This is a genomic window from Streptomyces sp. WAC 04229 (assembly GCF_003947455.1).
Classification (GTDB): Bacteria; Actinomycetota; Actinomycetes; order Streptomycetales; family Streptomycetaceae; genus Streptomyces.
The window spans coordinates 76,725-86,513 of record NZ_QHJH01000013.1 but is presented as its reverse complement, the minus strand read 5'-3'; the positions used below and the strand labels follow the sequence as shown (position 1 = coordinate 86,513).

Here is a 9,789-nt window from a genome sequence, read left to right as displayed (position 1 = left end):
CGCGCTCGAGGACTGGATCAAGAACTGGAACGAGCAAGCCCGGCCCTTCAAGTGGACCAAGACCGCAGACCAGATCATCGACCGCATCTGCCGCTACTGCGACAGGATCTCCGGACCGGGACACTAGGAACTGACCTACACCCGGCGGCGCAGCCGCGGTCGTCCTGCTCGTCGAGGGAACGGCCAGTCCAGGACACCGACCTTGCGCAGCGCACGGTCGGTGTCCCGGAAGCGGTCCACGTCGACTCGACCACGGACCAGCCCGGCTCGTGCTGCCGGGCTGCGGCTCAGGCGTCGATGATGACCGGGATGATGAGGGGCTTTCGGCGGTGGGTGCGGAACGCCCAGTTCGCCACGGCGCGAGCGAGGAGCTGTTCGAGTTGGCGCGCGTCCCCGACGCCTTCCTCGGCCGCGGTCGCCAGGGTCTTCTCGATGACGGGGATGACCGGTTCGAAGGTGGTGTCGTCGTGGACGAAACCGCGGGCCAGGAAGTCGGGGGCCTCGGCGAGGGCGCCGGTGTCCGCGTCGACGATCGCCACCACAGTGACCACGCCTTCCTCCGCGAGGGTGAGGCGGTCCTTCAGAGACGCGTCGGTGGCCCCGCCGACCTCCATGCCGTCCACGTAGACGTTGCCTGCGGGGACCTTGCCGGTGATGGAGGCCCGCCCGGCGACGAGGTCGACGACGACGCCGTCCTCGGCGATCACGACACGGTCGGGATCGACGCCGGTACGGATGGCGAGGTCGCCGTTGGCCCGCAGGTGGCGCCATTCGCCGTGCACGGGCATGACGTTGCGCGGTTTGACGATGTTGTAGCAGTAGACGAGTTCACCGGCGCTGGCGTGCCCGGAGACGTGCACCTTGGCGTTGCCCTTGTGGACCACGTGGGCGCCCCACCGGGTGAGTCCGTTGATCACCCGGTAGATGGCGTTCTCGTTGCCGGGGATGAGGGAGCTGGCGAGCAGGACGGTGTCGCCCTTGCCGATGCGGATCATGTGGTCGCGGTTGGCCATCCGTGACAGCGCGGCCATCGGTTCGCCCTGGGAGCCGGTGCACACCAGAGTGATCTTGTGGTCCGGGAGCTTCTCCAGCTCCTTCGTGCTCACGACCAGACCGGACGGGACCTTCAGATAACCCAGGTCGCGGGCGATGCCCATGTTGCGGACCATCGACCGGCCGACGAAGGCGACCTTGCGGCCGTGCTGGTGGGCGGCGTCCAGAATCTGCTGGATACGGTGCACATGGCTGGCGAAGCTGGAGACGATGACCCGGCGCGGCGCGGTTCGCATCACCTGCTCGATCGCCGGGTTCAGCTCACGCTCGGAGGTGGTGAAGCCGGGTACTTCGGCATTGGTGGAGTCGGTGAGGAACAAATCAACGCCCTCCTCGCCGAGGCGGGCGAAGGCGCGCAGGTCGGTGATGCGGTCGTCGAGAGGGAACTGGTCCATCTTGAAGTCGCCGGTGTGCAGCACCATGCCGGCGCCGGTGCGGATCGCGACCGCGAGGCTGTCCGGGATGGAGTGGTTGACCGCCACGAACTCGAGGTCGAAGGGCCCGAAGCCGCGCCGGTCGCCCTCCCGCACCCGCACCGTGCGCGGCCGGATGCCGTGTTCCTTGAGCTTGGCCTCCAGGAACGCCAGCGTCAGCTTGGAGCCGACTACGGGAATGTCGGACCGCTCGCGCAGCAGGTACGGCAGGCCGCCGATGTGGTCCTCGTGGCCGTGGGTGAGGACAACGGCCACGATGTCGTCCAGCCGGTCCCGAATCGAGGTGAAGTCCGGCAGGATCACGTCCACGCCTGGCTGGGTCTCCTCGGGGAACAGCACGCCGCAGTCGACGATGAGCAGCTTGCCGGCGTGCTCGAAGACGGTCATGTTGCGGCCGATCTCACCCAGGCCGCCCAGGGCGATGACCCGCAGCCCTCCTTCGGGAAGGGGCGGGGCGGCTTTCAGCTCGGGGTGTGGATGGCTCATACCTTGACGGTACCCGGAGAGCGGAACGAGGTGATCCATTGCCTGCGCGATCTCTCCGTCCCGCGGGGCGCCGCACCCGCAGCGGCTGCCCCGGGACGACCGCGTCACGTCGGCAGCCAGTATGGGGAGTGATGAAGGCGGGGCCGCCTTCCGTGGGTGAACCGGCGGTGCATCCGACCGCTGTCTCATCGAGAGGACGACTCGATGCGGAGCGGCAACAGGATGGTCGACTGTGCACCCGAGCGGTTCTGCGCGGATGGCCGCACGCGGAGCGCGTGTCCCGGTCCTTCAGTGAACGGTGCGGGCCAGGAGCCCGCAGCTGAACCGCCCCGAGGGACGACGCGAAATCGTCCGATGCCCCAATACGCTGCCGGGAGGTCCTCCACCTGGGCAGGCCCGCACAGCCATGCCCAACATCATGGGAACATCCTGACGGCCGCGGTGCGACATACTTTCCCGATGAGTTCACGCATTTCCCCGATCAGCCGGCCGATCACGATACGGAGGGCAGTCGCGCGGGATGCCAAACGGCTCACGCGGCTCGTACGCGGCTCAGGCGCCTACGAGGGTAAGTACGCGGCCGCAGTGGCGGGCTACCGGGTCGGTCCTGATTACATCGAAGCCCACCGCGCCTTCGTAGCCGTCGGTGCCGACGAGCATGAAGGCCGGGTCCTCGGGTTCTACTCGCTCGTCCTTGCTCCACCGGAGCTCGATCTGCTGTTCGTCGCCGACGAAGCGCAAGGCCGCGGTATTGGACGGCTGCTCGTCGCGCACATGCAGTCCGAGGCCCGTGCCGCCGGGATCGACCGTGTCAAGGTCGTGTCGCACCTTCCCGCCGAAGACTTCTACCACCGCGTGGGTGCGGTGCGGACCGGGACCGCGCGCGCGATTCCGCCCGCCGTGCCGTGGGACCGTCCCGAGTTCGAGTTTTGCCTTGCTTCGGCATGACGCGGTGTGCCGGTTCGCCGAACACCGGCTTCGTCTGCATGGCTGCCAGAGTTCTGCGCGCGGCTGCGGACCGTCAGGACGACCCTGCCCAACATGGCCGTCGGCCTGCCCCGCAGTGCCGCAGAGGGGTCGCCGCTACGCCGGTGAGCCCACACCGCTTCTCCGTCTTGGCGCTACAGCCCCGCCCGGCGCCTGACGCTGCCCGTACCGTGGGCGGCGTCGGTGAGGGGCAACTCGACGCCGAGGCCGGGCGCAGCGCGGCTGGCGCGCCCCGTCGAGCATGACGGCCTTCCCATGATCGGGACGTGGCAGCGATGTGGAGGAATATGTCCGCCGCGGACGCGGAGACGATCACGGATTCGACGGCGACAGCCCCCGGCCTCGACCGCCGAGGCGACCTTCGCGACGTCGATGTCGAACGCACACACGTCGCAGCCGGCCTGCGCCCAACGGCGGCACGAGCGTCGCGCAGCGCACTGCCTTGGCGCGGCCGTTCTCAAGTGCCGCCATATTGGCGGGCGTGACCCCTACGCGGTCCACGAGCTCGCCCACGGACATCTTCCGCCTGGCCGGCATCACGTCGATGCCGGCAGCGGTCGGCATCAGATCACCTCGTCCAGCTCAGCCTGCATCTGCGACGCTTCGAGGTCGCGCGCGACGGCCTGGGCGAGCAGCATCCGCAGCACGAGGACGATGAGCGCGACCCCCAGGATGGCCACACCGATCCCGCCCATGATGACGCTGACGCCCGGGTCGTCCCGCTGGCCCGGCGCATTGATGATCGTGACCGCGAACCACAGGAGGGCAGCCCCGACGAACGCGCCGATCACGCCGTCCACGTACCGGAAGGCGGCGTGGGAGAACACGGTTCCGCGTCGCACCATCGTCACCAGCCGCCAAAGGCAGATCAGGGCGACCTGGGCCGACAGCATGCCCAGGACCGTGATGACCCGCAGCGGGGTCAGCGGGAGTGACCCGTCCTCCGGTTCGCTCCCGCTGACCAATGTCCACACCATCAATGCCTGCACCAGCACGGTGCCGACGAGCAACAGCACGATCACGGCGCGCAGTGCATGCACGGCCAGCTTTCCCATGCCCCACCTTCCCATCGAAATGCGATGGAAATCTATCGAAAGTCGATAGAGAAAGCAAGGGCTGAGATGAAGGTGAGCGGCACATCGCGCGGCGGCATGCCGTTGCCGCCCCCATGGCACGGCGCGGCGGCACGGGCCATCTTGATCTTGTCGAAGACGGCCTCACCTGAACACAAATCGGACGCCACCCGATTGCGCTGAAGCCTTGCCCACAGACCGACGCAAGAACGGCGCCAGACCCCGGCGCATCGAGGAGCGGCAAACGTGACGACCCGGGCCGTGTGCGGCGGGCGCCAGGCCGAAGAATTTCACGGGGTATGCCGGCGGCTCTCGGCTCAGTGATCACCACGGTGGCAGGCGTCGCAGGAACCCTGGGAGGGGCGTTACTCGCCCAGCGCGGATCCGAACGAGCGAAGCGCCGGGAGGCGGAGCTCCTTCGAGGCCATGAGGAGGGGCGCGGAGGGGAGGAGACTGGCAGTGACGCACTTGAGGAGGCGAAGAACGCGCACCGCGATCGACACTCCGAAGCACAGATGATCGCGCCCAAAGAAGTGCTCATGCTGCGGCGTGGAACGCAGGGTGGTTCGGCCCTGGACGGCAGGAGCGCGAGGCCTGACTGCCAGAGACCAGGCCAGGCGCCCTTTCATGTGCCCTCTAGAAGAAGCCCAGCTTCTTGGCCGAGTACGACACCAGTAGATTCTTCGTCTGCTGGTAGTGCTCCAGCATCATCTTGTGGTTCTCCCGGCCGATGCCCGACTGCTTGTACCCGCCGAAGGCGGCGTGCGCCGGGTACGCGTGGTAGCAGTTGGTCCACACGCGTCCCGCCTGGATCGCGCGTCCCGCGCGGTAGGCGGTGTTCATGTCGCGGGTCCACACCCCCGCGCCGAGGCCGTACAGCGTGTCGTTGGCGGTCTTGATCGCGTCGTCGAAGTCGTCGAAGGACGTGACCGAGACGACCGGGCCGAAGATCTCCTCCTGGAAGATCCGCATGCGGTTGTGGCCCTCGAAGATCGTCGGCTGGACGTAGTAGCCGCCCTTCAGCTCGCCGTCGTGCTCGATGCGCTCGCCGCCGGTGAGCACCTTGGCGCCCTCCTGCCGGCCGACGTCCAGGTAGGACAGGATCTTCTCCAACTGGTCGTTGGAGGCCTGCGCGCCGATCATCGTGTCCGTGTCCAGCGGGTGGCCCGGCTTGATCGACCGGGTACGGGCGACGGCGGCCTCCATGAACTCGGCGTAGTTGCCGCGCTGGATCAGGGCCCGGGACGGGCAGGTGCAGACCTCACCCTGGTTGAGCGCGAACATCGTGAAGCCCTCGAGCGCCTTGTCGCGGAAGTCGTCGTCCCGCGCCCAGACGTCGTCGAAGAAGATATTCGGCGACTTGCCGCCCAGCTCCAGTGTGACCGGCTTGATGTTCTCCGAGGCGTACTGCATGATCAGCCGCCCGGTGGTGGTCTCGCCGGTGAACGCCACCTTCGCCACTCGAGGGCTGGAAGCGAGCGGTTTGCCCGCCTCCACGCCGAAGCCGTTGACGACGTTGAGGACACCGGGCGGCAGCAGGTCCGCGACCAGGCTCAGCCAGTAGTGGATCGACGCCGGGGTCTGCTCGGCGGGCTTGAGCACCACCGCGTTCCCCGCCGCGAGTGCGGGGGCGAGCTTCCAGGCCGCCATCAGGATCGGGAAGTTCCACGGAATGATCTGGGCGACGACACCGAGTGGCTCGTGGAAGTGGTACGCCACGGTGTCGTCGTCGACCTCGCTGAGCGAGCCCTCCTGGGCGCGGACCGCTCCGGCGAAGTAGCGGAAGTGGTCGATGGCCAACGGGATGTCGGCCGCCAGCGTCTCGCGCACCGGCTTGCCGTTCTCCCAGCTCTCGGCGACCGCCAGAGACTCCAGGTTCGCCTCCATGCGGTCGGCGATCTTCAGCAGGATGTCGGAACGCTCGGTCACCGAGGTGCGGCCCCAGCCCGGGGCGGCTGCGTGTGCCGCGTCGAGCGCCCGCTCCACGTCCTCCGCCGTTCCCCGCGCGATCTCCGTGAACGGCTGACCGTTCACCGGTGACGGGTTCTCGAAGTACTGCCCGCGGGCCGGAGGCACATACTCGCCGCCGATGAAGTGGTCGTAGCGCGACTGGTAGGAGACGATCGCGCCCTCGGTGCCGGGCGCCGTGTAACGGGTCATCCTGAATGCCTCCTCGTCGAGCGCTGCCCACCGTTGGACAGCTCTGCGCGTGAGGCTAGGCAGTGGGACGTTGCAGACACGTTGCGCCGGCGACGGTCACCACGGGCCCGGCGCCGTAAGTTCCGACTCCAGCGCGGCGAGCCGGGACCGGGTCGCCGCCGTGGGCCGGACCGTGGCGAGCGCGCGCCAGACGTCGAGGTCGTCCTCACCCCACGGCGCGTGCACCCAGTCGGCCAGCAGGTCGGGATCACGGCGGGCGATCAGCGCGGCCCGCAGCCCGTCGGCCAGGCGGCGCCGGAGCCGCACCACCGCCGGGGCCTGGGACCCGGGCAGCAGCGGACCGGCGTACGCCGTCGCCGCCCCGGTGACCGCTCCCGCCCGCAGACGACGCTCGACGACGGCGGCGTCGGACTCCACGGGCATCGTGAGCCGGTAGGGCCGGGACGCCAGCCGGCCCGGCCCCACGATGGCGCGCAGCCGGGCCAGCTCCGCCCGCAGGGTCACCGGCGGCACCGTCTCGTCCTCGTACAGCGCGCACAGCAACTCGTCGCCGGTCAGGCCCTCCGGATGCTGGGTCAGCAGCACGACGATCTCGCTGTGCCGTCGGCTCAGCCGGACCCTGCGACCGTCCGCGCACAGCAGGGCCTCGTCACGGCCCAGCGCGGTCAGCTCGGCGGCCTCGCCCGCGGGTGCCTCCGGAGCGAGCAGGGCCAGCTGTGACTCGGCGGCACGCGCCACCGCCTGTACGAAGCCCAGGCTGTGCGGGTGCGCCAGCCCGTCCCCGCCGGTGATGTCCACGGCACCCAGCACCCGTCCGGTGCGCGGATCGTGCACCGGAGCCGCCGCGCAGGTCCACGGCTGCACCCGGCGTATGAAGTGCTCCGCCGTGAAGACCTGGACCGGACGGCCGACCGATATCGCCGTGCCCGGCGCGTTCGTCCCGACCGCGGACTCCGCCCACCGGGCACCCGGCACGAAGTTCATCCGTCCCGCCCGGCGCCGGGTGGCCGGATGCCCTTCCACCCAGAGCAGTCTGCCGTGCGCGTCGCACACCGCGAGCAGATGCTCGCCGTCGGCGGCGAAGGTGCCCAGGAGCTCCCGGACCAGCGGCATCACGCGCGCCAGCGGATGCTCGGCACGGTAGGCACCGAGGTCGCCGTCCATCAGCTCCACGCTCGCCGTGCCGTCCGGCCCCACCCCCGCCCGGACCGACCGCCGCCAGGACTCCGCCACCACGGCGCGCACGGGTCGCGACACCGTGCCCGCCGCGGTGAACGTCTCGTGGGCGCGGCGCAGTGTCCGGGCACGTTCGGCGGGGTCGGCCCCCGGTTCCAGAGCCAGCCATGAATCAGTCAACTCGGCCTCCCCGGACAGTGATGGGACGGGAGACATCGTCACTCCGCCGATACGCGCGGACAACCTCTTCGACCAGCCGTATCAGCGCGACGCGTTATCTGCCGGGGTCGAGGCCAGGTTGACCAGTCTGATGTAGCGGGTCCAGTCCCAGTAGGGCCCGGGGTCCGTGTGGTCGCTGCCGGGCACCTCGTGGTGCGCGATGATGTGCGTGCGGTCCATGGGGATGCCGTACGTGGTGCAGATCGCCGCAGTGAGCCGGGCCGACTGCTCGTACATCGCGTCCGTGAAGTACGCCGGCTGGTCCACCCACCCCTCGTGTTCGATGCCGATGCTGCGGGTGTTGTAGTCCCAGTTGCCCGCGTGCCAGGCGATGTCCACCTCACGGACGCACTGCGCCACGTGTCCGTCGGCGGACCGGACGACGTAGTGCGCGGACACCTGCCTCTCGGGGTCGCGGAAGATGGAGAGGGTGTCGGCGTACGTTTCCTGCGTGACGTGGATGACCACGTAGTCGACGGGATAGGCCGTGGGCCTGCTGGACCGGCTGTAGTTGGACGCTGTCGCCGGCTGCCACTCGGCGGAGGGGTAGTCGACCGCCCGGGGCCGTGCGGCGGCCGGCGTACCGGAGAGCAGGGTGAACGGGACGGTGGCGAGCGCGGCGCCCATCAGAATCCGTCGCCTGGTCGGAACCGGAGCTGTCCTTTCCCTGTCCATGGATGCCCTTTCGTCGGTGGGCCCTGGAGCCCGGTGGGGGGAGTGGGTGCTCAGCTGTTCGGTCTTGCTGAGGAGAAGTCCGGCCCTGCCGAGGAGAGCAACGCCGACGGTCCGTCCACCCCGTCTGCGGGGTGCGTCCGCGCAATCACCGTACGGGGGACGGGGATTGCGCAGAAGAACGCCGCGCCGTTCCGTGGACGGCCACGGCCTTGTGGACAACTCGGTCACTCGATCGAGTGAAAGAGGGGCGTAAGTCGACCACTCGCCGAGCCCTTCAACGGCTCAGGCGCGCTCCGCCACCACCGCCGGGTCGTCCAGGACGGCCCGCACCACCGAGTGCGCCGCGCCGAGCAGGGGCCCCTGCGGGCCCAGGTCCGACACCGAGACCGGGCAGGCCGGGCCGGCCGTGCGCCGGGCCAGTTCGTCACGCAACGACGGCAGCAGCCAGGGCGCGAGCCCGGCCAGCGCGCCGCCCAGCACCACGCTCTCGGGATCCAGCAGGTTGACCGCCCCGGTCAGCGCGATGCCGAGCGCCGTGCCCCCTTCGCGCAGGGCCCGTCGCACGTTCTCGTCGCCCTCCGCGGCCCGTCCGGCGAGCAGCCCGACACGGTCCTCGCCCGGCTCCACACCGGCGGCGCGCAGCACCGCCTTCTCACCCGCGTACTGCTCCAGGCACCCGCGCCCGCCACAGGGGCACTCCGGGCCGTCGGGCCGGACCGGCACATGACCCAGTTCGCCCGCGAATCCGCGCGTCCCGCGCAGCAGCCGTCCGTCGAAGACCACGCCCGCGCCGATGCCGATCTCGGCCGAGACGTGCAGGAAGTCCCGGGGCGTGCCGTCGCCGAGCCAGAGTTCGGCGAGCGCCCCGAAGTTGGCCTCGTTGTCCACGGTCAGCGGCAGGTCCGCGGGCAGCAGCGCGCCGAGGTCGGCGTCGTGCCAGTCCAGGTTCGGGGCGCGTACGACGGTGCGGCCGTCGCGCGCCACGAGACCCGGCACGGCCACCGCCAGCCCCGCCGGCCACAGCCCTTCGGACTCGGCCTCCGCGACGACCTGCCGCACCAGAGCGGTGAGCCGTTCGATCACCGGCTCGATGGAGCTGTCCCGGTTGCTGCCGTACCGCACGGCACGGGACCGCACCCGGCCGCGCAGATCGACCGCGCAGACCGCGAGGTGGTCGACGCCGACCTCCGCGCCGATGCCCGCCGGGCCCCGCGCGCTGACGGCGAGTGCCGAGCCGGGGCGCCCCACCCGGCCCGGCCGCTCGGGACCCAGCTCTTCCAGCAGGCCCGAGCGGATGAGTTCGTCGACGAGGGTCGAGACCGCCGCGCGTGTCAGCCCGATCCGTGAGGCGACGGCGGCCCGGGACAGCGGTCCCTCCGCGCTGACGGTGTGCATCACCCGGGCGAGATTCCGGCGGCGCATCCCCTGCTGGGTGTCCGGAAGCGTGCGCCCGTGCCGGGCCGGTTCGGCTTCGTGCGGCGGTGCGGTCATGCCTCCGTCATCCCTCGGTCGGTCGTCGCCCGGGT

The 9,789-nt window shown here is 70.1% G+C and carries 7 protein-coding genes and 1 pseudogene; 1 reads left to right on the top strand and 7 read right to left on the bottom strand.

Annotation, left to right across the window (positions count from 1 at the left end):
- Positions 1-287: 287 nt before the first annotated feature.
- Positions 288-1,973 carry a ribonuclease J gene (locus DMH12_RS06340; protein ID WP_125490549.1) on the bottom strand — a complete coding sequence of 562 codons (1,686 nt, stop codon included), beginning with the start codon at positions 1,971-1,973 and terminating at the stop codon, positions 288-290.
- A gap of 459 nt (positions 1,974-2,432) precedes the next feature.
- On the opposite strand from DMH12_RS06340, the gene DMH12_RS06335 reads away from it, so the two are divergent.
- Entirely contained in the window at positions 2,433-2,921 is a 489-nt protein-coding gene (locus tag DMH12_RS06335; RefSeq protein WP_185832173.1) for a GNAT family N-acetyltransferase, read from the top strand.
- Positions 2,922-3,380: 459 nt separating this feature from the next.
- Here the strand turns inward: DMH12_RS06335 and DMH12_RS39680 are convergent.
- From DMH12_RS39680 to DMH12_RS06300, 6 genes and pseudogenes are all read right to left on the bottom strand, one after another.
- A pseudogene (locus DMH12_RS39680) lies at positions 3,381-3,524 on the bottom strand (helix-turn-helix domain-containing protein); the annotation flags it as partial.
- Positions 3,524-4,015 carry a DUF2975 domain-containing protein gene (locus DMH12_RS06325; RefSeq protein ID WP_125490547.1) on the bottom strand — a complete coding sequence of 164 codons (492 nt, stop codon included), beginning with the start codon at positions 4,013-4,015 and terminating at the stop codon, positions 3,524-3,526. The pseudogene DMH12_RS39680 and the gene DMH12_RS06325, both read right to left, overlap by 1 nt.
- A 654-nt stretch (positions 4,016-4,669) precedes the next feature.
- Positions 4,670-6,193 carry an aldehyde dehydrogenase gene (gene adh / locus DMH12_RS06315; protein WP_125490546.1) on the bottom strand — a complete coding sequence of 508 codons (1,524 nt, stop codon included), beginning with the start codon at positions 6,191-6,193 and terminating at the stop codon, positions 4,670-4,672.
- A gap of 96 nt (positions 6,194-6,289) precedes the next feature.
- Positions 6,290-7,549: a GAF domain-containing protein gene (locus DMH12_RS06310; protein ID WP_125490545.1), complete on the bottom strand. Its 1,260-nt coding sequence runs from the start codon at positions 7,547-7,549 to the stop codon at positions 6,290-6,292.
- Between the two features lie 81 nt (positions 7,550-7,630).
- Positions 7,631-8,263 carry an N-acetylmuramoyl-L-alanine amidase gene (locus tag DMH12_RS06305; protein WP_125490544.1) on the bottom strand — a complete coding sequence of 211 codons (633 nt, stop codon included), beginning with the start codon at positions 8,261-8,263 and terminating at the stop codon, positions 7,631-7,633.
- A 282-nt stretch (positions 8,264-8,545) separates the two neighbouring features.
- On the bottom strand, positions 8,546-9,754 hold the full coding sequence (locus DMH12_RS06300; RefSeq protein ID WP_125490543.1) for an ROK family transcriptional regulator: 1,209 nt from the start codon (positions 9,752-9,754) through the stop codon (positions 8,546-8,548).
- Positions 9,755-9,789 lie beyond the last annotated feature (35 nt).

What these genes read in the sequence shown, in the direction of transcription:
- DMH12_RS06340 (WP_125490549.1), bottom strand. Translation starts at nt 1,973, where the DNA reads ATGAGCCATCCACACCCCGAGCTGAAAGCCGCCCCGCCCCTTCCCGAA.
- DMH12_RS06335 (WP_185832173.1), top strand. Translation starts at nt 2,433, where the DNA reads ATGAGTTCACGCATTTCCCCGATCAGCCGGCCGATCACGATACGGAGG.
- DMH12_RS06325 (WP_125490547.1), bottom strand. Translation starts at nt 4,015, where the DNA reads ATGGGAAAGCTGGCCGTGCATGCACTGCGCGCCGTGATCGTGCTGTTG.
- adh (WP_125490546.1), bottom strand. Translation starts at nt 6,193, where the DNA reads ATGACCCGTTACACGGCGCCCGGCACCGAGGGCGCGATCGTCTCCTAC.
- DMH12_RS06305 (WP_125490544.1), bottom strand. Translation starts at nt 8,263, where the DNA reads ATGGACAGGGAAAGGACAGCTCCGGTTCCGACCAGGCGACGGATTCTG.
- DMH12_RS06300 (WP_125490543.1), bottom strand. Translation starts at nt 9,754, where the DNA reads ATGACCGCACCGCCGCACGAAGCCGAACCGGCCCGGCACGGGCGCACG.